Here is a 21,313-nt window from a genome sequence, read left to right on the forward strand (position 1 = left end):
CCTCGGGAACGGCCCGGTCCCTGCACAAGGGACCGGGTCGTTCGATGTTCGGGGGCTCCCCGACCCCGGGATGGGTGCCTCTCAGGGAACGCCCTCGTCGAACACGGACGCGGCGATGACGCGGTCGATCCCCGTCTGGGTGGGGACCGGCGCTCGGTCGGTGACCGCAGCGCCGACCAAGGCGTGCAGCAAGCCGTCCGCCAGCTCGAGAACCCCGTCGACGGCAGCTGGTGCGGCGCCCGGGGCCGCCATCGTGAGTTGAATCGACACCAGGCCATGCACGCTGGTCCACAGCGTGTGGGCGCACTGGTGCAGCGGCAGCGCCAGCGGGTGACCGGCGTCGGCGCACTCGCGCAGCCCCCGGCGCAGCGGGCCGGAGACCTGCCGCGCGGGATGGTGGCCGAGTTGTTCGGGGTCCCCGACCGGCTGTCGCACTTGGTACATCAACCGGTAGCGGCCGGGGTTCGCCAGTGCGAACCGGCAGTAGGCGTGTAGCTGTGCGCGCAGCCGATCCCGGGGGCCGGCGTCGGTCCCGACGGCCTGTTCGGCGGTCTGCATCGCCGCGGCCAGCTGCGTGTACTTGTCGGCCAGGGCGGCCCACACCAGTTCGGCCTTGTCGGTGAAATGCAGATAGATGCTGGGTGCGGCGACGCCGACTTCCTGAGCGACCGCGCGCATGGTCAGCTTCTCGTCGCTGCCCCATTCGTCCAGCAGCCGGTTCACCGCGGCCAGGATCTCCTCGCGGAGCTGGTCGCCGTGACCGCGTCGGCTGCGGGGCCGCGGGCCCTTTGCTGCGGTGTGTTGCACAGTTCACCTCCGGATGTGCCAGGAATCACCAGGCCAGCGGCCTGTTCTGGGTCTATAGCCGAGCTAAGCTTCAAGATAACTGAACATTGTTAGTTTATGTGATGGAGGTCGCAATGACTGCACAACCCGAAGAATTGGTGTCGCCATTCGTCGACACTGATTCGCCGGCCCGCGAGGTCGAGGCCCCGGCCGCGGCCGGCGGGATCGCGCCCCGCGCCGGTGTGATCGGCCTCGGCATGATCGGCGGCGGGGTGGCGGTGAGCCTGGAGGCGCGCGGCCGGATCCCGGTCGTCCACGACGTCCGCGGCGAGGCGGCCGCGGACCTGGGCTTGGCGCTGGCGGCGCCGACCCCCGCCGAGGTGGCCGCCGTCAGTGACGTGGTGCTGATCGCGGTGGTGGACGCCGCCCAGGTCCGCGAGGTGCTGCGCGGCGGGGACGGGGTGCTCGCCGGGGCCCGGCCCGGCCTGATCGTGGCGTTGCTGTCAACGCTGGCGGTGCCCGAGGTACTCGACGTGGCCGAGGAGTGTCGCCCCTACGGAGTGGCGGTGCTCGACTGCGGTGTGACACCGGGCGATCAGGCCGCCAGTAACGGCATGGTGGCCATGGTCGGCGGGGACGACGACACCGTGCGCCGAGCGATGCCGGTGCTGTCCGACTTCGCGAAGAAGGTAGTGCACTGCGGTCCGCTGGGCGCCGGCATGGCCACCAAGATCGCCCGCAACGTCTTGACCTATGGCACCTGGCGCGCCGCCCATGAGGCCGCCGAACTGGCGCGCGCCGCAGGGGTGGATCCGCGGACCCTCATCGAGGTGGTCGAGGACGCCGACCCCACCGGTTCGACGATGTTCACCTGGCTGCGCACCAGCATCGACGCCCCCGAACTCGCCACCGAGGCGGGCCCGCAGGTGCTGCACCTGATGGACAAGGATCTGGCGGCGGCACAAGACCTGGCAGCCAAGAGCGGTGTCGAGGTGCCGCTGATCGACGCCGCACGCGACCACGCCGCCGACACGTTGGGGATCGTGGTGGACCGGCCCGCGGCCGACCGCACCGAACGGGGCCTGCAGACCATGGACAAGGTCTACGGCACCGGGTTGGCCGCGCACATGCCCGAGGAGCGCACGCCGGCCACGGCCATGACCATCGATCACCTATTCGGCGAAATCTGGTCGCGGCCGGGACTTTCACTGCGTGATCGCCGCCTGGTGGTCCTCGGAGCCACCGCGATGCTGGGGCGCGCGGACCTGATCGAGGTGCAGGTACGTGGCGCGCTGATCAATGGTGAACTCACCGAGGACGAGCTGGAAGAGATTGTCCTGCAGCTGCACTACTACGCGGGGTGGGGCAACGGCACCGCGGTGCAGGCCGGGGTGAACGCGGCGCTTCAGAGCTGGCAGGGCGGCTACGTCGCGCCCGGTGAGAGTTCGTAGTCGCCGGCTGCAACCAACGGTTGGTGGAGTTGCGTCGGGGTGCTGCGGCCACGCAGTACCTCGGCGCCGACATGCGCCCACCGGCGCCGTTCGGACTCGTCGCAGGATTGCAGTACAGCGCCCGAGCACAGCACGCGCGCCGGACTGGCCTTGGCCCGATCGGCCAGGCGCGCCGCCTCGTTCACCGGATCGCCGATCACCGTGTACTCGAAGCGGTTCTCCGCACCCACGAACCCGGCGAACACCTGTCCGGCCGTGACGCCGATACCGAAGTCGAGTTGGGGCTGCTCGGCCAATCGGCTGCTCAGATCCCGGGCGGTCGCCGCCGCATCACCGGCGGCGTCCTCGGTCGGTACGGGCGCGCCGAATACCACCAGCGCGGCGTCCCCCTGAAACTTGTTGATGAATCCGCCGCGTTGCTCAACGACAGCGACCACCGTCCCGTAGAAGTCATTGATCACATCGGCGACTTCCTGCGGTGGCCTGTCGGCGGCGAACTGCGTGAATCCGGAGAGATCGACGAAGAGCACCGACACTTCGCAGACATCGCGGTAGAGTGACTCGTTGCGTTCGACCAACAGGCGGACCACGTCATCGCCGACGTGGCGGCCGAACAGGTCGCGCAGCCGGTCGCGCTCGCGCAATCCGGCCACCATCCGGTTGAATCCGCTTTGCAGCAGCCCGATTTCGGAGCGTTCGTAGACGTCGACGCGTCGCCGGATATCGCCGCGCTCGACATCGGCCATGGCCTCGACCACCTCGCGCACCGGATCGGAGATCGAGCGCGAGACGAGCACCATGCCGCGCAGGCCCCACAACACCGCGACGGCGCACAGCACCAGCACCGGTATCTCGACCGAGGACGCCTGATCGATGATCCAGCCGTGCGAGCGGATCAGGATCAGCAGCGCCACCCCCACGCTGGGCAGGGCGCAGCACAGCACCCACATCATCAGCAGGCGAGCGATGACCCCCGGCGCGTTATCCGCGGAGTCACGGTGCACCCCATACGGATCCGCGGCGGCGCTGAGCGGATGTAAAGGGCGCATGGTCAGTAACAACGCCGTGCACACGGCGGCGGTGGCGCCGAAGAACACCGCCGGTCCTACCAGGACCGTCACGCTGAGTGCGTCGCCGAGGTTCGTCAGCACCACCACGGCGCCGCTGCCGGCCCAGGTCGCGACCAACAGAATGGTGGTGCGGCGCACCACCCGCAGCGCCGAACGGCGTTGCCGCGGTGTGGGTGTGGCCTCGTCGACGTACCAGCGCAAACTGGGCAGCACATTCGCCAGGCTGCCCACCGCCACCACGATCACCGCCACCACCGCCAACGCGATGATCAGACCGGTGCTCGCATCGGTGAACGGGGGTTGGTTCTCGTTGAGTGTTTCGCGGCGCAGCGCGGTCATCACCAGCACGACCTCGGTGACCGCGAGCAGGTGAGCGATGGTGACGCCGGCGGTGTAGCGCAACGCGAGCTCGGTTGCGCTGGCCCGCCCCTCAGCCGTCGTCGCCACGCGCTCCAACTCCGATACCGCCGAGACAGAACCCCATCAGGTGCTCCACGTCGGCGCGCGGCGGCCGGTGACCGGAACCGAGGTAGCGCCGCAGAGTGCCCATCGTGCAATGGAATACCGCATCGCCGTCCCGGTCGGGGTCGCTACGGCCCATCGCCGCGATAGGGGCGGTCAGCAGTTCCCGCAGCGGCGCCATGATTTCGTCGTCGGGGGTTCGGCGTTGCGCGATCGCCGACATCTGCACGATGGTGGCGCGACACATCCGGAACCGATGCGGGTCGGTCAGCTGCGCAAGCAGGCCCTCGACCCAGCAGGTGACCTGATCGACGGGGTCGGGCCGGGCGGCCATGTCGGTGGCGATCGCTGCGGTGACGATCCCGATCCCGCGCTCCATCACCGCCATCACCAGGTCGTCCTTACCGCGAAAGTGGCGGTAGAAGGTCTTGTTGCACGTCCCCGCCGCGGCGATGATGTCGCTGACCCGAGGCGGCTCGGGAGCCGACGAGGACATCACTCGCAGGGCCGCACCGAGGATGACCGCGACCTCGGGGTCGGTGGAATCGACGGCACCACCGCGACCACCGGCGGCCTGGCTCGTCGTCAAAGCGTCCACTCGCTCATTCGTGCTGAGAATAGTCTTCTCCCCAGCTGCGCTGGGGATTTCCCCGTAACTGCCATTAGGCGGTGTTCGGCGTGGGCCGCGCGGCCACGGTGACCCCGGCCGCCCGCTCGATGGGCTTGACCACCGACGTGAAATCGGATTCGGCGCCCTCCTCGGCCACCGTGGTTTCCCAGCATCGAGCGATCCCGTCGACGATCTCGGTGGGCACCCCGAGGATGTGCGCCTCCTCGAGATATAGCCGGATGTCCTTGACCATCAGGCCCGTTGCGAACCCATAGTCGAAGGTGCGGGGCAGCACCGCCCGCGGGAACTTGTCCCGGCTCGCGTGGGTGCCCCCGGAACTCGCGTTCAGGACGTCGATCATCACCGCCGGATCGAGTCCGGCCCGGACTCCCATCACCATGGCCTCGGCGGTGGCGGCCAGCGCCGTCGCCGCCAGCATGTTGTTCACCAGCTTCATCGTCTGCGCCGCCCCGGGCGACTCACCGACGAACACCGTCCGGCCCAGGATCTGCAGAACCGGGTCCACGATGTCGAACTCGGTGCGCGACCCCGAGACCATCAGTGCCAGCGTGCCCTGCTCGGCGCCGTGCACCCCGCCGCTGACCGGACAGTCCAGCGCGGCGATACCACGCGCGGCCAGTTGCCCGTGGATGCGCCGGGCGGCGGGGCTGCCCACCGTGGACAAATCGACGAACCGCGCGATGCGGCCACCCGTGGACGCCGCCTCAGCCACCGCCTCGGCCACCTGCACGGAGATGGCCGGGCCCGGCAGGCTGGCCAGCACGGTCGGCGCGCGGTCGGCGACGCCGGTGGGATCTGAGGCACGGTGCGCGCCCAGGCCGACCGCTGCCTCGACGACCTCGCGGCGGGTGTCGAAGACCGTCACCGAGTGACCGGCGGCCAGCAGGCGGCGCAGCATCGGCATGCCCATGTGGCCCAGGCCGATGAACCCGAGGTCGGCGGTCACCGGGCGTCGGTCTCGGCGAACACCTCGCGCGCGATGCGGAAGCTGTCGACGGCCGCGGGCACCCCGGCGTAGACCGCGACCTGCAGGAAGACCTCGCGGATCTCGTCGCGGCTGACGCCGTTGTTCAGGGCCCCGCGTAGATGGGTGCGCAGTTCGGCCGGCCGGTTCAGGATCGCGATCATCGCGAGGTTCAGCATGCTTCGAGTCGACAGCGGCAGGCCGTCGCGACCCCACACCGCACCCCAGCAGTACTCGGTGACGAGGTCCTGCAGGGGGCCGGAGAACTCATCGGCCTCCGCAGTCGCCTTCTCGACGTAGTCGTGGCCCAGCACCGCGCGGCGGATTCGCTCACCACGGGCATAGTTGTCGTCGTCCATCGCCGGCTATCTCCGCACTGCCGATGCGTTCTCCAAATCGGAGAGTGTGATTTTCACCGCTGTGGTTCGGCGGCGTCGAGGAACAGGTCCGGGATCGGATTGTCGCCGCCGCCGTAGCGGGAGAGGTCGTCGACGCCGGCCTCGGTGAGCACGTCGGCGTCGATGAAGCATCCCGCGGTCACCTCGGCGGCCGGCCGGCGCAGGATCGCGACTGCGGCGTCGCCCATGATCTCCGGGCTGCGGGACGAGGCCGCGAGTTCGGTGCCGGCGGCCAGCGAGGTGACCGCCGCGGTGGCGATGTAGGTCTCCGGCCACAGGCAGCTGAACCCGATCGGGGATCCGGCGGCTGTGCCCTGCCGGAACTCCTCGGCCCAGCCCAACGACAGCAGCGTCATGCCGTACTTGGACAACGTGTAGGAGGGGTGCACGCCCAGCCAGTACGGGCTCATGTTCAGTGGCGGCGCGATGGTCAGCACGTGCGGGTTGGCCGATTCGCGCAGGTGCGGCACACAGGCCTTGGTCAGCAGGAATGTTCCCCGGACGTTGATGTCCATCATCAAGTCGAACTTCTTGGCGGAAAGTTCGTGGGTGGGGTCGGTGGCGATGGCGCTGGCATTGTTCACGCAGATGTCGATGCCGCCGAAGTTCTCCACGGCGGTATCCACCAACCGCTGCACATCCTCTTCCTTGCGCACGTCGCCGATGACCGGGACGGCCTTGCCGCCGGCCGCCTCGATTTCGGCCGCGGCGGTGTAGATGGTTCCGGCCAGCTTGGGGTGCGGTTCGGCGGTCTTGGCCAGCAGGACGATGTTGGCGCCTTGGCGGGCCGCGGCCACGGCGATGGCCAGCCCGATGCCGCGGCTGGCGCCGGAGACGACGAGGGTGCGGTCGCGCAGGGCGGGGGCATCGGAACGGTCGGTCATGTGTCTCCCTTGGTCGTTTTCACCGTACGATATTGGCATTCTCTTTTTTTGGAAGTACGTTATCGAGACATTGTCCACGACTGGAGTGCGATGGATTACACAGCTGCGACCTCATCCGGGATCCCCGTGGACCCGGTCTACGGTCCGACCGACCCGCCCGCGGATGCACCGGCCCCCGGCGAGTACCCGTTCACGCGGGGCAACTTCTCGTCCGGCTACCGCGGGCGGCTATGGACGTTCCGCCAGTATTCGGGCTTCGGAACCGCCGAGGAGTCCAACCGGCGTTACCGTTACCTGCTCGAGCAGGGTGGTACCGGGTTGTCGGTGGCCTCGGATCTGCCCACCCAGTGCGGCTATGACTCCGACGACGCCGAATACGGCGAGGAGGTCGGCCGCGTCGGCGTGGCCGTGGACACCCTGGCCGACGCGGAGATCCTGTTCGACGGCATCCCGCTGGACAAGATCAGCACCAGCTTCACCATCAACGGCACCGCCGCGATCATGCTGGCGCTCTACGTCGCCGCCGCGGAGAAGTCCGGGGTACCGCGGGAGAAGCTGACCGGCACCATCCAGAACGACATCCTCAAGGAATACGCCTCGCGCGGCACCTGGATCTGGCCGCCGGAGCCGTCGCTGCGGCTGATCGCCGACACCATCGAGTTCTGTGCCGCCGAGGTGCCGCGGTTCAATGCGATCTCGGTGGCCGGCGCGCACTTCCGAGACGCCGGCGCCAACGCCGTGCAGGAGATGGCGTTCACGCTGGCCGACGGTGTCACCTACTGCGACACCGTCGTCGAGCGCGGCCGGATGACCATCGACAAGTTCGCCCCGCAGATCTCGTTCTTCTTCTACACCCACGGAGACTTCTTCGAGGAGATCGCGAAGTACCGTGCCGGGCGTCGTCGCTGGGCCACCATCGTCCGTGAGCGCTACGGCGCGACCACAGACAAGGCGTCGATGTTCCGCTTCGGTTGCGTCGCCGGCGGTGCATCGCTGTACGCGCCGCAGGCGCAGAACAACCTCGTTCGCGTCGCCTACGAAGCGATGGCCGCGGTGCTGGGCGGTGTGCAGTCGATGTTCACCGCCGCCTGGGACGAGCCGTTCGCGCTGCCCAGCGAGGAGTCGGCCACCCTCGCCCTGCGCACCCAGCAGATCCTGGCGTATGAAACCGGGGTCACTCGGGTCGCCGATCCGCTCGGCGGGTCGTACTACGTCGAGGCCCTCACCGATGCCACCGAGGAAAAGATCATCGAGATCATGGCCGACCTCGAGAACCACGGCGGGATGGTCCGTGCGATCGAGGACGGCTACCTGCAGGGCCTGATCGCCGACGAGGCGTTCAAGATCCACAACGAGGTCGAGTCGGGGGTCCGTCCGGTGGTCGGGGTCAACAAGTTCGTCTCCGACGAGCCGGCGCCGGACATCTCCACCTACGAACTCGACGCCGAAGGCCGTGAGCTGCAACTCAAGCGGCTGGCCCGGGTCAAGGCCGAACGGAACTCGACCGATGTCGCGGCCCGGCTCGCGGCGCTGTCGCGTGCCGCCGAGGGCGACGACAACCTGATGCATGCCCTGATCGATTGCGCCAACGCCTACTGCACCGTCGGAGAGATGGTGTCCACGCTCAAGGCGGTCTGGGGCGAATTCCAACAACCGGTGGTGTTCTAGATGACTGATGTTTCTGCCAGCCCGGCCCGTATCTTGGTCGCCAAACCCGGCCTCGACGGCCATGACCGGGGCGCCAAGATCGTCGCGCGCACGCTGCGCGACGCCGGATTCGAGGTGATCTACACCGGAATCCGGCAGCGCATCGAAGACATCGTCTCCATCGCCATCCAGGAAGATGTTGCGGTAGTGGGTCTTTCGATTCTCTCGGGTGCGCATCTGGCGCTGACCGCACGCGTCGTCGACGCCCTGCGGGCGGCCGACGCGGGCGACATCGCCGTCGTTGTCGGCGGCACCATTCCGCAAGGTGACGTGCAGAAGGTGCTCGACGCCGGGGCCGCGGCGGTGTTCCCGACCGGGACCGCGTTGGATGTGCTCGTCCGTGACGTTCGTGCGCTGACCGGGACCCCCGTCGCGACAGAGGGGAGTGCCGGCTGATGCGTCTTGGTGTGATGATCGGTGCCGAGCGGGGCGACATGGATCGCAAGGTCAAGAAGTTGATCGCCGACATCGAGTGGGCCGACTCGGCGGGCCTGGCCACCGCGTGGATGCCGCAGGTACCCGACGACTTCGATCTGTTGAGCATGGTCGCGCTGATGGCCTCGCACAGCACCCGGATCGAACTCGGGACCGCGGTGGTGCCCCTGCAGGCTCAGCATCCGATTGCGCTGGCCCGTCAGGCGCTTTCGGTGCACGCGATCTCAGGTGGGCGACTCGCCCTGGGCGTGGGGCCGTCGCACCACTGGATCATCCGCGACATGCTGGGTCTGCCCTACGACAAGCCGGCCGCCTACACCCGGGACTACCTGCAGGTGCTCAATGCCGCGCTCGCCGGTCCCGGTCCGGTGGACGTCGAGAACGATCACTTCACGGTGCACAACCCGACCGCGCTGGGCGCCCAGACGCCGATGCCCGTGCTGGTGGCCGCCCTGGGTCCGGTGATGCTCCAGATCGCCGGCGAACATGCCGACGGCACCTCGCTGTGGATGGCCGACGAGAAGGCCATCGGGGAGCACATCGCCCCGAAGATCAACAAGGCCGCCGCCGACGCCGGGAAGCCCGCCCCGCGGATCGTGGCCGGCATCCCGGTCACGTTGTGTGCCAACTCCGAGATCGAGGAGGCCAAGGACCGCGCCAACCGGATCCTGGCCGAGGCCGAGACGTCGCCGAACTATCAGCGCCTGCTCGACCGCGGTGAGGCGCGCACCGTGGGCGACCTCTGCGCGGCCGGTGACGAGGAATCGATCCTCAAGCGGTTCAAGGCATTCGCCGATGCCGGGGTGACCGATCTGTCCGTACGGTTGCTGCCGATCGGGGACAACCGCGATGAGCTGATCGCCTCGAAGTACCGGACCCGCGAAGTGATCGCCGAGCTCGCCAAGCAGGTGTCGTGAGTCCCGGCCCGCTGGCCGGTGTCCGGGTCCTGGAGGTCGGCACCATGCTGGCCGGGCCGTACGCGACGATGATGCTCGCGGACCTCGGCGCCGAGGTGATCAAGATCGAGCCGCCTACCGGCGACATCTCCCGTCAGGTCAGCGACAGCTACTTCGCAAGCCTCAACCGCGGCAAGCGCAGTGTGTGTCTGGAACTGGGCACCGAACAGGGGCAGCATCGGCTGGCCGAACTCGTGGCCGATTCCCATGCGCTGCTGGTGAACCTGAAGCCCTCGGCGATCCTCGAGCTGGGCCTCACCTATGAAGCCCTGCGGCGGTCCAACGACAAGATCGTCTGCGTCGCGCTGACGGGCTTCGGGTTGTACGGCGGCGACGATCCGGCGTTCGACTACGTCGTGCAGGCCGCCACCGGAATCGCCGCGCTGACCGGCGATCCCGACGGCCCACCGACGCTGCCGGGGTACTCCTCGGCCGACAACTCGACCGGCCTGACCGCGGCGCTGGGTCTGTTGGCGCAGATCGTCTCCGGCCGCGGCGGTCAGATCGACGTGTCGCTGCGCGATGTGATGCTCTCCCAGCTCAACTACCACGCGTCGGCCTACCTCAACAACGGTGTGCACCCGCAACGGCGCGCAGGTGGCGCGCACTCGTTCTACGTTCCGGCGCAACTGTTTCCGACGGCCGAGGGTTATCTCGCGCTGTTCGTCACCCACGACGGGTTCTGGCGATCGTTCGCCACCGAGGCGGGTCTGACGGCCGGGACCCAGGTGCCGTTCGCGACGATGGCCGAGCGCGCGGAGCGCCGCGAGGAGGTGTTGGCCGTGGTGTCCGAGGTACTACTCGGTGATACCGCCGCGGGGTGGGAGGCCAGACTCAAGCCGCTGGGCATCCCGGCCGCCGCGGTGCGAACGTTGCCCGAGGCGCTCGACGGGTTACCGGAAGTGGTCGTCGACGCGGGGCCGTACCGCCTGGTGGGCAGTTCGATCCGGATCGATGGTTACCAGCCCGACTACCGCCCCCCGCCTGCCCTCGACGAGTACGCCCAAACTCACCTTCGGGCCACAAAGCCCGAGTGAGATCCGGCGAACCGTCGATCTCGGCGCGGGTCGGTCAGCAGTCGTAGTCGACGACGACGGGACCGTCGGGGACGCCCTGGCAGGTCAGCACGTACCCCTCCTCGACCTCGTCGTCGTCGAGCGCGTCGTTGACACTCATGGTGGCGGTCCCGCTGCTCAGCTTGGCCATGCAGGTACCGCAGTTGCCCGCCTCGCAGGAGAACGGCGGCGTCATGCCGGCTCGTCGGGCGCTCTCCAGGATGGTCTCGCCGTCCCGGAGCGGCACGGTCACGGTCTTGCCGTCGAGTTGGATCGTCACGCCGCCCTGATCGTCGGCAGCCGACGAAGGAGCGGTCTCGGTGTCACTGGACATCTGAACTGTCATCACCCCATCCTCGGGCCTGAAAACTTACGGAACGGTATGTGTATTCTACCTCAATGAGAATAGTATTCTCATACCGCGATAGCATCTTCTCGAACTGCCAGGTCAGCCGTCCGCATCGGCTCGACCAGCGGTCGGAAACGCGGCGCTGACACTTCGATCTCACGAGGAGGACCGATGCCCGATCCGGTCGTTCTCGCCTTCGAGGAGCGTACCTACCGGCGCTCGGAACTCGACGCCCTGATCAACGGCCTGGCCGCCACGCTCGCCGAGCGCGGCGTGCGGGCCGACCACCGGGTCGCGTTGATGTCGTCGAACCGTCCCGAGTTCGTCGTCGCGCTGTATGCGGTGTGGCAACTGGGTGCCTCCGTCGTCCTGATCAGTCCGGCGTGGAAACGGGCCGAGGTCGCCGCGGCGCTCGCGCTCACCGAACCCCAGCACGGCGTCGGCGATCAACCCGTGTTGGCCGAACTGATGCCGATGTGGCACCTCGACACACCCATCACCGCCGTCGCGGCCGCCGCCGCGGATTCCGCGCCCGCAGCGGAATCGGAGGCGGTGCTGGTGTTCAGCTCCGGCACCACCGGACTGCCCAAGGCGGTACGGCACACCCACGGCTCATTTCGGGCCGCGGTGCGGCACTGGGGCGCGGTGTTGGCGCTCGGCCCCGAGGACCGGCTGCAGATCGTCACCCCGCCGTCGCACATCCTGGGCCTGCTGAACATCGTCACGGTGCTCGAGACCGGGGGATGGTTGCGGCTGCATCGCCGGTTCGACATCGACGCGATGCTGCGCCACATCGAATCGGATCGCATCACGGTCGAGATGGCAGTGGCGCCAATAGCATTGGCGATCGCCTCGCATCCCGACCTGGAATCGTTCGACCTGTCGACGCTGCGCTATCTCATGTGGTGCGCCACCCCGGTGACCGTGAGCGTGGCCGAGACGGTGACGCGCCGCACCGGTGCCGGTTGGACTACCGCCTACGGCGCCAGCGAGCTGCCGGTGTTGAGCTGCAACGACCTGCGCGACGGGCCATTGGACACCGTCGGGCGCGCCGCGCCCGGGGTGCGGCTGCAGGTGGTGTCGCTGGAAACCGGCGAGCCGGTGCCCACCGGTGAGCCGGGCGAGATTCAGGCCCGGTCGGATTCGCTGATGGCCGGCTATCTGCCCGCCGAAGCCACCCAGGCCGCCCTGCACGACGGCTGGTATCGCACCGGCGACGTCGGCTATCTCGACGAGCTGGGCTACCTGCGGATCACCGACCGCGCCAAGGAGATGATCAAGGTCCGGGGCTTTCAGGTAGCCCCGGCCGAGGTCGAGGCGGTGCTGCACGGACATCCGGCGGTCAGTGACTGCGCCGTGTTCGGCGTACCGCATGCCACCGATGGGGAAGCCGTGGTGGCCGCCGTCGCCGCCGACGCGGGGGTGGACCCCGCCGAGCTGATCGCCCTGGTGGCCGACACCTTGGCGTCCTACAAACGTCCCACCGAAATCGTTTTCGTGCCGGAGATTCCGCGCCTCCCGTCGGGCAAGGTGCTGCGTCGCGTGCTGAAGGAGCGCCATGGATGTACGACTGACCACTGAACAACAACAACTGCGCGATGCCGCAGCGAAGCTGGCCGACGACCTCGGTCCCGGATCGGTCGCCGATCTCGAGGACAGCGGGCGAATCGCCCGCCTCGACAAGCAGATCGGCATCACCGGCTGGCGATCGCTGCGCTCCGACGAAGCCTCCGGGGTCGAGGTCGCGATCATCGCCGAGGAGTTCGGCCGCGGATTGGTGGATGCACCGTTTCTGGGACCGGTGCTCGCCGACGATCTGGCCCGGCACCTCGACGGGGTGGACGCCGACGGGACGACGGTGGCGTTCGCCGGGCTGGCCGTGGATGCCCGGGGCAGCGCGCGCGCCCTGTCGCTCGACGGCACGGCCGTGCTCGCGGCCGACCTCGCCGGGGACGCGGAGACCGCGGACCTGACCCGCACCCGCGCCACCCTCGGCACCGCCGCGACCGTCGGCTCGGTGTCGGCTGAGGCCGCCCAGCGCTGGGCGGCGCTGGCACTGGTCGGGACCGCCGCCGATCTGGTGGGGGTGTCCCGCGGTGCGCTGAACCTCGCCGTCGAGTACGCGAAAATCCGTGAGCAGTATGGGAATACGATCGGCTCGTACCAGGCGGTGGCGCATCTGCTGGCGGAGAGCCTGACCCTGACCGAGGGGTCGGTGTCCATCCTGCGGCATGCCGCGTGGGCGGTGGACGAACTTCCGGCAGCGGAAGCCATCCGAGCCGCCAGGGTGGCCAAGCTGTATTGCGCGCGCACCGCCCGCACGGTCTGTGAGACCTCGATCCAGGTGCACGGCGGCATCGGCAACACCTGGGAGTGCCTGGCGCACGTGTACCTGCGCCGCGCCCTCACCTCAACCGAACTGTGGCCCGTCAAGTGGGAGGACATCGATCTTGGACTTTCGTGATTCCGCCGAAGAAGCCGCATTCCGGCAGCGGCTGCGCGACTGGTTGGCCGTGCACGCCAAGGAATTTCCGACGTCGGGCGACGAGTACTGGGCCAAGGCCGGCGAGTGGCACCGCGCGCTGTACGAGGGCGGGTTCTTCGGGCTGTCCTGGCCGAAGGAGTACGGCGGACAGGAACTGCCACCGGTCTACGACGTCATCCTGGACGAGGAACTCGCGCGCGCCGGCGCCCCGGCCCGGCCCAGTCTCGGGTACCTGGTCGTGGGCTTGGGACACCACGGCAGCAAGGAGATCCAACAGCGGTTCCTGCCGGGCATGATCAACGGCACCGAACGCTGGTGCCAGGGATTTTCCGAACCCGGCGCCGGATCCGATCTGGCCTCGTTGACCACCACCGCTGAGCTTGACGGCGACGGCAAGCACTACGTCATCAACGGCCACAAGATCTGGACCAGCTACTCCGATGTCGCCGACTGGTGCCTGGTGCTGGCCCGGACCGATCCGGAAGCCAAACGCCACCGCGGCATCTCGGCGTTCATCTGCTCCATGCATGAACCGGGAATCGAGCAGCGACCCCTGAAGATGATCAGCGGCGTGACCAAGGAATTCGGCCAGGTCAGCTTCGACAACGTGAAGGTGCCGGTGGAGAACATGGTCGGCGCACCGGGCGAGGGGTGGCCGTTGGCGATGACCGTCGTCGGTCACGAGCGCGAGCCCTCGACCCTGGGTTTCGCGGCCCGCTACGACAAGCTGGTCCGATCGCTGGCGGCCCGCACCGAAGCACCGTCGCAGGATCTCGTCTGGGCCGCCGTGGAGGTGGAGATGCTCACCCACCACGTGCGCCGCAGGCTCTCGGAGCAACTCGACGGTCTCTCGCACGGCCCCAACGGGTCTATCGACAAGCTGCTGATGACCTGGGTCGAGCAGGCCGTCGGGCATGCGGCCCTCGAGGTCGCCGGCACCGGGGACGAGGAGATGCTGGGCGCCTACCTGTACAGCCGCGCCCAGAGCGTCATGGGCGGTACCTCGCAGATCCAGAAGAACATCGTTGCCGCACGCATCCTGGGATTGGGAGTCTGAAATGTATGGAATGCCAGACGAAATCGACGTCAAGGCCGATGGCGCGCTGCGCATCATCACGCTGAACCGGCCCGATGCGCTCAACGCCGTCAACGACGCGTTGCACGTGGGGTTGGCCGGCTTGTGGGAGGCGCTCAACGAGGACGCCGGGGCGCGGGCAGCGGTGCTGACCGGGGCCGGCCGGGCGTTCTCGGCCGGCGGCGACTTCAACTATCTTGACGAGTTGCGCCGCGATGAAGCGTTGCGCATCAAGACCATCAAGCACGGTCGTGACCTCGTCATCGGCATGGTGCGTTGCCGCATCCCGGTGATCGCGGCGGTCAACGGTCCGGCCGTGGGACTGGGGTGCAGCCTCGCCGCCCTGTCCGACATCGTCTACATGGCCGAGACCGCGCACTTCGCCGATCCGCACGTGCAGATCGGGCTGGTGGCCGCCGACGGCGGTCCGCTGGTGTGGCCCAGCCAGATCAGCTTCCTGCAGGCCAAGGAGTTCGCGCTGACCGCAACGAAGATCTCCGCGCAGCGGGCGCTGGAGTTGGGGATGGCCAACCATGTGGTGGCCGACCCGGTGGCGGAGGCGATCGCCTGCGCCAAGAAGATCCTGGAACTGCCGCAGCAAGCGGTCGAGGCCACGAAGCGGCTGATGAACATCCAGCTCGAACGCTCGGTGATGGCCTCGCTGGACTACGCGAACCTGTCCGAGTACGTCTCGTTCGGCACCGCGGACTTCAACAGCATCGTCGACGGCCTGATCGCCAAGGCCAAGAGGTGATTTCGGTGCGCTGGGAGGCGCTCAGCGCCTCCCAGCGCACCGAAATCACTAGGGATCGCGACGAAGCCTCTCGTGTCAAGAGAATACGATTCTCCTAAGGTGAGGGTGGACCCGCCAGCGCAAGGACAGATAATCGATGGTTGTGACCCGTGAGCTCCCCGATGCCGCCGAGTTGATGACGGCCGCCCGAGCAGGATCGATCCGGGCGGCGGGGCGGTTGCTCAGCCTGGTCGAGGGACCGCGCCGGGCCGAGGCGCTCGCGGTGGTCGAGCAGTACGAACCCGCGACGGTGCGTGTCGTCGGTGTCACCGGACCGCCCGGCGCCGGGAAGTCGACCACGGTCGGAGCGCTGGTAGGTGCGTATCGCGAGCGCGGTCTGCGGGTTGCGGTGCTCGCGGTCGACCCCTCCTCGCCGTATAGCGGCGGGGCGTTGTTGGGAGACCGCATCCGGATGGTTGCCCACATCAACGATCCCCAGGTATTGATCCGTTCGGTGGCCAGCCGTGGGCATCTGGGCGGGTTGGCCGCCGTGGTTCCGGCAGCGATCCGGTTGCTTGCGGCCCTCGATTACGACGTGGTGTTCCTGGAGTCGGTGGGGGTGGGCCAGTCCGAGGTGGAGATCTCCGCGGTGGCCGATCCGACGGTCGTGATCCTCAACCCCGGCGCCGGCGACGCGATCCAGGCCGCCAAGGCGGGCCTGCTGGAGGTGGCCGACCTGGTGGTGGTCAACAAGGCCGATCGCGACGGCGCGGACCAGACGGTCCGGGATCTTCATGCCGAGACCGCTGCACCGATCCTGAAACTTGTTGCCGCACAGGGTGAAGGGCTGCCCGAGTTGGTGGAGGCCATCGAAGCTCATCATCGCGCCGACACCCCAGAACGTCGCGCTGCCCGGGCCCGCGCGCAGATACTGTCGCTCGCCCAGACCCGGCTGCAGCGCCACCCCGCGTTGGCGCGGTTGGCCGCCGAGGTCGCCGCCGGGACCACCGATGCGTACTCCGCAGCCGACGCGCTCGCCGGACTCGGCCCCGAGCGCTGAGGCGCGAAGCGGGGCCCGGCCGCGGGCGGCGATGGGCGCCGCAAAATGAGCTTATGGAGACCTTGGCCACACCTGGCGCAAGTCCTGTTCTAGGCCACCGAGAACGTGGTTCTGCTGCTAGCTGACGGTCGCAAAACCGTGCGCGCAGAACTCCCAGACTTCTTCTGCGGTGATCGGCTGGACCGAGTCGTCATCGGCCGGCGCGCTCGACTGCGCGGTGAACATCACGGTCTGCATGGTCATCGCCGCCATCCGCCGCGAGTTGAGGCCCGGGCGCAGCTTGCCCGCCGCCTCGGCGTCGTCCATCAGCTCTTTGAACAACGTGATCAGCGGCGCGTGGGCGACGCGAACCTCGTTGGGGTGGGAGATGAGCAGCTGCGGGGCGAAGTCCGTGAACAGTGGTCGCTTGGCGCTCGGATCGGGTCGAGATAGCTCGAACAGCAACTCGATTGCCACCCTGAGCTGGTCCAACGGGTCGGCTTGGCCGGAGGTCGCCGCGCGAATCTGATCGGCCGCACGGCTCAGGGCGTCCTCGAAAAGGGCGAGCAGCAGTTCATGCTTGCCGTCGAATTGAAGGTAGAAGCTGCGCAGCGATTGCCGGGAGCGGTCGACGACCTCCTGCACGGTGAAGTCGGTGCTGCCCTTCTCGGTGATGATCGCCTGGGCCGCATCGAGGAACCGTTGCACCCGCTGAGCGGCGCGCAACTTGGCGGTCTTGATCGACCTTTCGACCGCACGTTGCTTCCACGCGGGCTCTTCGCTGGGACTGCTCATCGGGCTGCCCACCCGCGGCCCTGTGGAAAGTACATGGACAAACTGTACCGGAGAAACTATCCGCAACGCGTCGTCACACCCATGGTTTAAGAGATTCTTACTGGCAGATGTGGAGAATGCTATTCTCCCACTGCGCGAAAGTAATCGCGTCAAGCATTCGTCATGAGGAGGCGCGCCCATGCTGCTGGAGTTGAATTCCGATCAGCGGTTATGGCGCGACACCGTGCGCGACGCGCTGGCCAAGGAGTGCCCCGCGTCCCTGGTGCGCGCCATCGCCGAGGGGCAGGAGCAGGGCACCTCGGCGCCGCTGTGGAAGTCGTACGTCGACAACGGCTGGACTGAACTGACCGAGGCCGAGGAGACCGTCGAACTCGGCCTGCTCGTCGAGGAATTGGGGCGTGCCACCGACCCGACGCCCTACCTCGCCACGCTGACCCAGTTCACTCCGTTGGCGCCGGGGGCCGCCGATCCCAAGCTGGCCGGCGCGGCGGTGTATGACGGCGTCATCGCGGCGCGGGTCGCCGACGGTTGGGAGTTGGACGGCACCGCACGGCACGTGCTCGACGGTGACCGCGCGGACCGGATCGCGGTGGCCACCCCGGCCGGCGTGTTTGTCGTTGGCTCCGAACAGTTCTCGGCCCGTCCCGTTCCGGTGTTCGATCCGGTGCTGCACGTTGCCGAGGTGACCTTCGACCGGGTCCGGGTGGCCACCGGTGACCGCGTCATCGCCGCCCATCCCGACCACGTGGCGCGCGCCAAGGATGTGGCGCTGACCGGCCTCGCGCTCACGATGGTGGGCGCCTGCCAGCGGGTGTTGGACATGGTCCTCGAACACGTGGGCTCGCGCCAGCAGTTCGGCGTGCTCATCGGGTCCTTCCAGGCGGTGCAACACAAGGCCGCTGACATGCACGTCGCGATCGAACGCGCCCGCGCGCTGTCCTACTTCGCGGCGTTGACCATCGCCGCCGACGATCCGCGCCGGCGCCTGGCCGCGCATATGGCCAAGGCCGCGGCGGGGGAGTGCCAGTCGTTGGTGTTCAAGCACGGCATTCAGCTGTTCGGCGCGATGGGCTTCACCTGGGAGAACGACGTCCAGTTCGCGCTCAAGCGGGCCAAGGCCTTCGAGTTGCTGCTCGGCGGTGCCGCCGAGCACCGGGCCGTGGTCGCCGACATGGCACTCGCGGAGGTCTGAGCCGTGCAATTGACGTTTGATGACGACGTCGAGACGTTCCGGTCCGAGTTCATCGCCTTTCTCGATGAGCATCTGCCGGACCCGGCGACCACCGACGAGCGCTCCGGGTCGACGGCGGACATTCCCGCGTGGGCCCGGCAGTGGCAGCGGGTGATGTTCGACCACGGCTGGCTGCTGCCCGGGAATCCGCCGGAGTTCGGCGGCCGCAATGCGAGCATCCTGCAGCAGTATGTGCACCGCGACGAGTTGTCCCGGCGCCGCATCTACCAGAGCTACAACCCGCAGGGCCTGGGCATCATCGCCGCATCGCTGCTGTCGTTCGGCACCGACGAGCAGAAGCAGAAGTGGGCGGTGCCCATTCTGCGTGCCGAGATCACCGCGGCGCTCGGCATGAGCGAGCCCAATGCGGGTTCTGATCTGGCCTCGCTGCGCACCGCCGCGGTGCGTGACGGTGAGCACTTCGTGGTCAACGGCCAGAAGGTGTGGACCTCCGGTGCGCACGACGCCGACGTGATTTTGACTTTCGTGCGTACCGATCCCGATGCGCCCAAGCACAAGGGCATCAGCGTCCTGCTGGTTCCCACCGACACCCCGGGCGTGACGTGTCGGCCGTTCGCATCCATTTGCGGCCGTGACGATCTGGACTTCAACGAGGTGTTCTTCACCGATGCCCGGGTGCCGGCGGAGAATCTGATCGGGCCGCTCAACGAGGGTTGGAAGGTGGCCAACGGCTCTCTTGGGCACGAGCGCACGCTGCTGTGGCTCAGCTACGCCGATTGGCTCGACCAACTGATCACCGACGTTCGCCCCCGAACCGTGCTCGACCGCGATCACTACGCGACGCTCTACATGGACGCCCAGGCGCTGCGGCTGCTCGGCTCGGTGGCGCTGGCCCGCGAGGCTCGCGGCGACCAGGACGTTGCGGCGTTGTCGGTGCTCAAGTTGTTCGGCTCCGAGGCGTTCCAGCAGGCCGGACTGAATGCGTTGGAGTCAGCGGGTTCTGATGGTCTGAGCCACCCCATGTTGACCGCGCCGTTCGCGCCGTTCGGCGAGGATGCGCCGACCTCGAGTTGGTTCGAGCGCTACGTCCGCAGCTTCGGCGGCACGATCGCCGGCGGCACCTCGGAGATCCAGCGCAGCATCATTGCCCAACGGGTGCTGGGACTGCCCCGCGCGTAGTTCCACCCGTTCTGCCGTACATTCGTACGGCGACAGCGTCGAGGGCTAGGAGAGTCCGGGTATGACGAGCTTCGACTACATCATCGCTGGGGCGGGATCGGCGGGCTGCGTGCTGGCCAACCGACTCTCCGCGGATCCGTCGGTGACGGTCCTGTTGGTTGAGGCCGGTGGCAGCGATCGCCATCCCCTGTTCAGCATCCCCAAGGGCTCGGGCATGCTCTTCGAGAACCCGAAATACATGTGGCACTACTCGACTACGCCGTTCGGCCCCACGCCGCATGTGGAGAACTGGATGCGGGGCAAGGTCCTCGGCGGGTCGAGTTCGATCAACGGCATGGTCTACAACCGCGGCAACCGGGACGACTACGACCAGCTGGAACAGCTCGGCAACAAGGGCTGGGGCTGGGACGAGATCCTGCCGATCTACCGTGCGTTCGAGGACAACGAGTTCGGCCCCTCACCCACCCGCGGTGTCGGCGGCCCACTGCACATCTCCGTTCCACGCAATCCTGATGAGCTCTGCGAGGAGATGATGGCGGCGGGCACGGCGGCAGGCCTGGAACGCGTCGAGGACATCAACGAAACCGACGCCCCGCGAATCGGTTACGCGGCCTCCACCATCAAGGATGGGCGCCGGGTCAGCGCGGCGCGCGCCTTTCTGAAGCCGGCCCTCCACCGTCCCAACCTGACCGTGCGCACCGGAACAACCGTGCAGCGCCTCCTTCTCGAGGCCGGGCGCGCGGTGGGGCTACAGGTCGCCGACGGCAGCGGTGTCGGCGAGGTGCGGGCGACGCGCGAGGTGATCGTGTCGTTGGGGAGCTTGCAGAGCCCGAAACTGCTGCAACAGTCGGGGATCGGCCCCCGCGAGGTGTTGGCCGACGCTGGTGTGTCCGTGTATCTGGAGCGCGACAACGTCGGTCGAGGGCTGCGCGAACATCGCTGTGTGGCACTGCGGGCCGACCTCAAGGAAGACCTCGGTTACAACCGCAAGCTCTCGAGTAGCGTTGCCCAGGCTCTCACGGGTGTGCAGTACCTGGCCACCCGGAAGGGGCCGCTGGCGACGCCGTCCTTCGACATCCTCGCGTTCGTGAAGTCCCGCCCGGACGCCCAACGCGTCGACGGCCAGCTGCTGCTGGGGCCCTGGACCATCCCGCCCTACAACACCGGTGGACCTGTCGCGGTTCAGCGTCAGGCCGGCATCTCCGGCCTGGGCATGGTGCTGCGGCCCACCTCGACCGGGCGCTGTGAGATCACCGGCAGTGATCCCGACGCGCCGTTGCGCATCGATCCGAACTACCTGAGCACCGACCACGACCGAGAAACCGCCGCCAACATCTACCGCAAGATGCGCGACATCTTCGACCAGTCGCCGCTGGCCGACCGCATCAGCCAGGAAACCTATCCCGGACCTCAGCGCCAGAGCGACGAGGAACTCGTCGAGGCTGCACTCGAGGGCGGCTACTGCGGGTACCACGCCGTGGGCAGCTGTGCGATGGGGCCCGACGACGACGCCGTCGTCGACTCTCGGCTGCGGGTGCGCGGAATCGACGGCCTGCGGGTGGTGGACTGCTCGGTGATGCCGACCATGGTGGCCGGAAACCTGAACGGGCCGATCATGGCGATGGCCTGGCGTGCCGCGGATTTCATCGTGGCCGACCGCTGACCGG

21 protein-coding genes are annotated in these 21,313 nt (G+C 68.1%); 13 read left to right on the forward strand and 8 right to left on the reverse strand.

Features of this window, described 5'->3' with window-relative positions:
- Nucleotides 1-81: 81 nt before the first annotated feature.
- On the reverse strand, nt 82-807 hold the full coding sequence (locus RCP80_RS07050; RefSeq protein ID WP_308481653.1) for a TetR/AcrR family transcriptional regulator: 726 nt from the start codon (nt 805-807) through the stop codon (nt 82-84).
- A gap of 113 nt (nt 808-920) precedes the next feature.
- Between RCP80_RS07050 and RCP80_RS07055 the strand changes: the two genes are divergently transcribed.
- The gene (locus RCP80_RS07055) at nt 921-2,237 is read left to right on the forward strand and encodes an NAD(P)-binding domain-containing protein (protein WP_308481654.1); all 1,317 of its coding nucleotides are present in this window, start codon (nt 921-923) and stop codon (nt 2,235-2,237) included.
- On the opposite strand, the gene RCP80_RS07060 is transcribed toward RCP80_RS07055, so the two are convergent.
- From RCP80_RS07060 to RCP80_RS07080, 5 genes are all read right to left on the reverse strand, one after another.
- On the reverse strand, nt 2,210-3,754 hold the full coding sequence (locus RCP80_RS07060; RefSeq protein ID WP_308481655.1) for an adenylate/guanylate cyclase domain-containing protein: 1,545 nt from the start codon (nt 3,752-3,754) through the stop codon (nt 2,210-2,212). The genes RCP80_RS07055 and RCP80_RS07060 overlap by 28 nt on opposite strands.
- Nucleotides 3,738-4,367 (reverse strand): TetR/AcrR family transcriptional regulator, encoded by a 630-nt coding sequence (locus RCP80_RS07065; protein ID WP_308481656.1) that lies wholly within the window; start codon nt 4,365-4,367, stop codon nt 3,738-3,740. Before RCP80_RS07065 ends, RCP80_RS07060 begins: the two co-directional genes overlap by 17 nt.
- 64 nt (nt 4,368-4,431) lie before the next feature.
- The gene (locus RCP80_RS07070; RefSeq protein ID WP_308481657.1) at nt 4,432-5,346 is read right to left on the reverse strand and encodes an NAD(P)-dependent oxidoreductase; all 915 of its coding nucleotides are present in this window, start codon (nt 5,344-5,346) and stop codon (nt 4,432-4,434) included.
- A complete protein-coding gene (locus RCP80_RS07075; protein ID WP_308481658.1) occupies nt 5,343-5,723 on the reverse strand; it encodes a carboxymuconolactone decarboxylase family protein in 381 nt (126 codons plus the stop codon). Before RCP80_RS07075 ends, RCP80_RS07070 begins: the two co-directional genes overlap by 4 nt.
- 53 nt (nt 5,724-5,776) lie before the next feature.
- Nucleotides 5,777-6,646: an SDR family oxidoreductase gene (locus RCP80_RS07080; RefSeq protein ID WP_308481659.1), complete on the reverse strand. Its 870-nt coding sequence runs from the start codon at nt 6,644-6,646 to the stop codon at nt 5,777-5,779.
- A 90-nt stretch (nt 6,647-6,736) separates the two neighbouring features.
- On the opposite strand from RCP80_RS07080, the gene RCP80_RS07085 reads away from it, so the two are divergent.
- Genes RCP80_RS07085 through RCP80_RS07100 form a run of 4 tightly spaced genes read left to right on the forward strand, consistent with a single transcriptional unit; the run spans nt 6,737 to nt 10,781 of the window.
- Nucleotides 6,737-8,314: a methylmalonyl-CoA mutase family protein gene (locus tag RCP80_RS07085; protein WP_308481660.1), complete on the forward strand. Its 1,578-nt coding sequence runs from the start codon at nt 6,737-6,739 to the stop codon at nt 8,312-8,314.
- Nucleotides 8,315-8,749 carry a cobalamin B12-binding domain-containing protein gene (locus RCP80_RS07090; protein ID WP_308481661.1) on the forward strand — a complete coding sequence of 145 codons (435 nt, stop codon included), beginning with the start codon at nt 8,315-8,317 and terminating at the stop codon, nt 8,747-8,749.
- Entirely contained in the window at nt 8,749-9,705 is a 957-nt protein-coding gene (locus RCP80_RS07095) for an LLM class F420-dependent oxidoreductase (RefSeq protein ID WP_308481662.1), read from the forward strand. Before RCP80_RS07090 ends, RCP80_RS07095 begins: the two co-directional genes overlap by 1 nt.
- Entirely contained in the window at nt 9,702-10,781 is a 1,080-nt protein-coding gene (locus tag RCP80_RS07100) for a CaiB/BaiF CoA transferase family protein (protein ID WP_308481663.1), read from the forward strand. The genes RCP80_RS07095 and RCP80_RS07100 overlap by 4 nt, the downstream gene beginning before the upstream one ends.
- Before the next feature lie 34 nt (nt 10,782-10,815).
- Here the strand turns inward: RCP80_RS07100 and RCP80_RS07105 are convergent, their stop codons facing one another.
- Nucleotides 10,816-11,145 carry a 2Fe-2S iron-sulfur cluster-binding protein gene (locus RCP80_RS07105; RefSeq protein WP_373693464.1) on the reverse strand — a complete coding sequence of 110 codons (330 nt, stop codon included), beginning with the start codon at nt 11,143-11,145 and terminating at the stop codon, nt 10,816-10,818.
- Nucleotides 11,146-11,319: 174 nt separating this feature from the next.
- On the opposite strand from RCP80_RS07105, the gene RCP80_RS07110 reads away from it, so the two are divergent.
- The 5 genes from RCP80_RS07110 to meaB all read left to right on the forward strand — a co-directional run bounded on the left by RCP80_RS07110 (nt 11,320) and on the right by meaB (nt 16,501).
- Nucleotides 11,320-12,729 carry a class I adenylate-forming enzyme family protein gene (locus tag RCP80_RS07110; protein ID WP_308481664.1) on the forward strand — a complete coding sequence of 470 codons (1,410 nt, stop codon included), beginning with the start codon at nt 11,320-11,322 and terminating at the stop codon, nt 12,727-12,729.
- Nucleotides 12,707-13,612: an acyl-CoA dehydrogenase family protein gene (locus RCP80_RS07115; protein WP_308481665.1), complete on the forward strand. Its 906-nt coding sequence runs from the start codon at nt 12,707-12,709 to the stop codon at nt 13,610-13,612. The genes RCP80_RS07110 and RCP80_RS07115 overlap by 23 nt, the downstream gene beginning before the upstream one ends.
- Entirely contained in the window at nt 13,599-14,690 is a 1,092-nt protein-coding gene (locus tag RCP80_RS07120) for an acyl-CoA dehydrogenase family protein (protein WP_308481666.1), read from the forward strand. Before RCP80_RS07115 ends, RCP80_RS07120 begins: the two co-directional genes overlap by 14 nt.
- A 1-nt stretch (nt 14,691) precedes the next feature.
- The gene (locus RCP80_RS07125) at nt 14,692-15,462 is read left to right on the forward strand and encodes an enoyl-CoA hydratase/isomerase family protein (RefSeq protein ID WP_308481667.1); all 771 of its coding nucleotides are present in this window, start codon (nt 14,692-14,694) and stop codon (nt 15,460-15,462) included.
- A 175-nt stretch (nt 15,463-15,637) separates the two neighbouring features.
- Nucleotides 15,638-16,501, forward strand: coding sequence for a methylmalonyl Co-A mutase-associated GTPase MeaB (meaB, locus tag RCP80_RS07130; protein WP_373693508.1), 864 nt, complete (start codon nt 15,638-15,640; stop codon nt 16,499-16,501).
- Nucleotides 16,502-16,618: 117 nt separating this feature from the next.
- Here meaB and RCP80_RS07135 read toward each other — a convergent pair whose 3' ends face one another.
- The gene (locus RCP80_RS07135; RefSeq protein WP_308481669.1) at nt 16,619-17,275 is read right to left on the reverse strand and encodes a TetR/AcrR family transcriptional regulator; all 657 of its coding nucleotides are present in this window, start codon (nt 17,273-17,275) and stop codon (nt 16,619-16,621) included.
- Between the two features lie 178 nt (nt 17,276-17,453).
- Between RCP80_RS07135 and RCP80_RS07140 the strand changes: the two genes are divergently transcribed.
- The 3 genes from RCP80_RS07140 to RCP80_RS07150 all read left to right on the forward strand — a co-directional run bounded on the left by RCP80_RS07140 (nt 17,454) and on the right by RCP80_RS07150 (nt 21,309).
- Complete coding sequence (locus tag RCP80_RS07140) at nt 17,454-18,467, forward strand: acyl-CoA dehydrogenase family protein (protein WP_308481670.1); 1,014 nt, start codon at nt 17,454-17,456, stop codon at nt 18,465-18,467.
- Between the two features lie 3 nt (nt 18,468-18,470).
- Nucleotides 18,471-19,646 carry an acyl-CoA dehydrogenase family protein gene (locus RCP80_RS07145; RefSeq protein ID WP_308481671.1) on the forward strand — a complete coding sequence of 392 codons (1,176 nt, stop codon included), beginning with the start codon at nt 18,471-18,473 and terminating at the stop codon, nt 19,644-19,646.
- Nucleotides 19,647-19,707: 61 nt separating this feature from the next.
- Nucleotides 19,708-21,309, forward strand: a complete 1,602-nt coding sequence (locus RCP80_RS07150; protein WP_308481672.1) for a GMC family oxidoreductase — start codon at nt 19,708-19,710, stop codon at nt 21,307-21,309.
- Nucleotides 21,310-21,313: the final 4 nt, after the last annotated feature.

This window comes from Mycolicibacterium sp. MU0053 (genome assembly GCF_963378095.1).
GTDB classification, from domain to species: Bacteria; Actinomycetota; Actinomycetes; order Mycobacteriales; family Mycobacteriaceae; genus Mycobacterium; species Mycobacterium burgundiense.

What these genes read in the sequence shown, in the direction of transcription:
- RCP80_RS07075 (WP_308481658.1), bottom strand. Translation starts at nt 5,723, where the DNA reads ATGGACGACGACAACTATGCCCGTGGTGAGCGAATCCGCCGCGCGGTG.
- RCP80_RS07090 (WP_308481661.1), top strand. Translation starts at nt 8,315, where the DNA reads ATGACTGATGTTTCTGCCAGCCCGGCCCGTATCTTGGTCGCCAAACCC.
- RCP80_RS07110 (WP_308481664.1), top strand. Translation starts at nt 11,320, where the DNA reads ATGCCCGATCCGGTCGTTCTCGCCTTCGAGGAGCGTACCTACCGGCGC.
- RCP80_RS07095 (WP_308481662.1), top strand. Translation starts at nt 8,749, where the DNA reads ATGCGTCTTGGTGTGATGATCGGTGCCGAGCGGGGCGACATGGATCGC.
- RCP80_RS07150 (WP_308481672.1), top strand. Translation starts at nt 19,708, where the DNA reads ATGACGAGCTTCGACTACATCATCGCTGGGGCGGGATCGGCGGGCTGC.
- RCP80_RS07115 (WP_308481665.1), top strand. Translation starts at nt 12,707, where the DNA reads ATGGATGTACGACTGACCACTGAACAACAACAACTGCGCGATGCCGCA.
- RCP80_RS07085 (WP_308481660.1), top strand. Translation starts at nt 6,737, where the DNA reads ATGGATTACACAGCTGCGACCTCATCCGGGATCCCCGTGGACCCGGTC.
- RCP80_RS07055 (WP_308481654.1), top strand. Translation starts at nt 921, where the DNA reads ATGACTGCACAACCCGAAGAATTGGTGTCGCCATTCGTCGACACTGAT.
- meaB (WP_373693508.1), top strand. Translation starts at nt 15,638, where the DNA reads ATGACGGCCGCCCGAGCAGGATCGATCCGGGCGGCGGGGCGGTTGCTC.
- RCP80_RS07135 (WP_308481669.1), bottom strand. Translation starts at nt 17,275, where the DNA reads ATGAGCAGTCCCAGCGAAGAGCCCGCGTGGAAGCAACGTGCGGTCGAA.
- RCP80_RS07125 (WP_308481667.1), top strand. Translation starts at nt 14,692, where the DNA reads ATGTATGGAATGCCAGACGAAATCGACGTCAAGGCCGATGGCGCGCTG.
- RCP80_RS07105 (WP_373693464.1), bottom strand. Translation starts at nt 11,145, where the DNA reads ATGACAGTTCAGATGTCCAGTGACACCGAGACCGCTCCTTCGTCGGCT.
- RCP80_RS07080 (WP_308481659.1), bottom strand. Translation starts at nt 6,646, where the DNA reads ATGACCGACCGTTCCGATGCCCCCGCCCTGCGCGACCGCACCCTCGTC.
- RCP80_RS07140 (WP_308481670.1), top strand. Translation starts at nt 17,454, where the DNA reads ATGCTGCTGGAGTTGAATTCCGATCAGCGGTTATGGCGCGACACCGTG.